A 1,095-nucleotide genomic window follows, 5' to 3' on the forward strand; every position below is an offset into this window, starting at 1 on the left:
TCTACAACCACTGACTAAACGCCCTGTTCAGACTCGCTTTCGCTTCGGCTCCGTGCATCCGTGCACTTAACCTTGCCAGTGATTAGTAACTCGTAGGCTCATTATTCAATAGGCACGCCGTCACGGCACGAAGCCGCTCCGACAGGTTGTAAGCGTATGGTTTCAGGTTCTATTTCACTCCCCTGTTCGGGGTTCTTTTCACCTTTCCCTCACGGTACTGGTTCACTATCGGTCTCTTGGGAGTATTTAGCCTTACCGGGTGGTCCCGGCGGATTCAGACAGGATTCCTCGTGTCCCGCCCTACTCAGGATACTGCTATCGCCTGACGTGCTTGCCTGTACGAGTCTTTCACTCTCTATGGATGAACTTTCCAGAACATTCCAGTTCACAGTCATTTGAATATTGCAGTCCTACAACCCCACAGTTGCCGTAACAATTGTGGTTTAGGCTGTTTCCCGTTCGCTCGCCGCTACTTAGGAAATCGATGTTTCTTTCTTTTCCTCCTCCTACTAAGATGTTTCAGTTCAGAGGGTTGGCCCACTTTCGTGTGACAGGCCTTCTGCCTGCCGGGTTGTCCCATTCAGAAATCCTCGGATCAATTCTCGTTTGCAAATCCCCGAGGCTTATCGCAGCTTACCACGTCTTTCTTCGCCTCCAAGAGCCTAGGCATCCCCCATACGCCCTTTATTACTTTCTTACATTTCCGATATCCCCTATTGTAGTTATCGGAACTTTATCTCATCTCCTTAAATATGTCAATGAACGCTGGTCGAATCCTCGACCTGAGTGGAGGATAAGGGAGTCGAACCCTTGACCCCCTGCTTGCAAAGCAGGTGCTCTAGCCAACTGAGCTAATCCCCCGAGTTCGGTGTAGTCCCGTGCGGACTTGAACCGCAGACCCCTACATTATCAGTGTAGTGCTCTAACCAACTGAGCTACGGGACTGTATCCGCGGGAAGGCCCCACTCGGTATAACATAAAAATTACAGGTTAATTCGAGAGAAAAGAATGAGACTTATCTGTTGACGAAATAGTCACACTCTCCAGAAAGGAGGTGTTCCAGCCGCACCTTCCGGTACGGCTACCTTGTTACGA

The 1,095-nt window shown here is 49.9% G+C and carries 2 tRNA genes and 1 rRNA gene (1 of these 3 running past the window's edge); all 3 read right to left on the reverse strand.

The features are described from left to right. Window positions 1–697, reverse strand: a 23S ribosomal RNA gene (locus tag DW189_RS14020); it reaches 2,175 nt to the left of the window's first position. A gap of 90 nt (window positions 698–787) precedes the next feature. Then, a tRNA-Ala gene (locus DW189_RS14025) sits at window positions 788–861 on the reverse strand. Window positions 862–871: 10 nt separating this feature from the next. Continuing rightward, a tRNA-Ile gene (locus tag DW189_RS14030) sits at window positions 872–945 on the reverse strand. Between the last annotated feature and the right edge of the window lie 150 nt (window positions 946–1,095).

It is taken from the genome of Alistipes sp. AM16-43 (assembly GCF_003435745.1).
In the GTDB taxonomy this organism is placed as follows: domain Bacteria; phylum Bacteroidota; class Bacteroidia; order Bacteroidales; family Rikenellaceae; genus Alistipes; species Alistipes onderdonkii.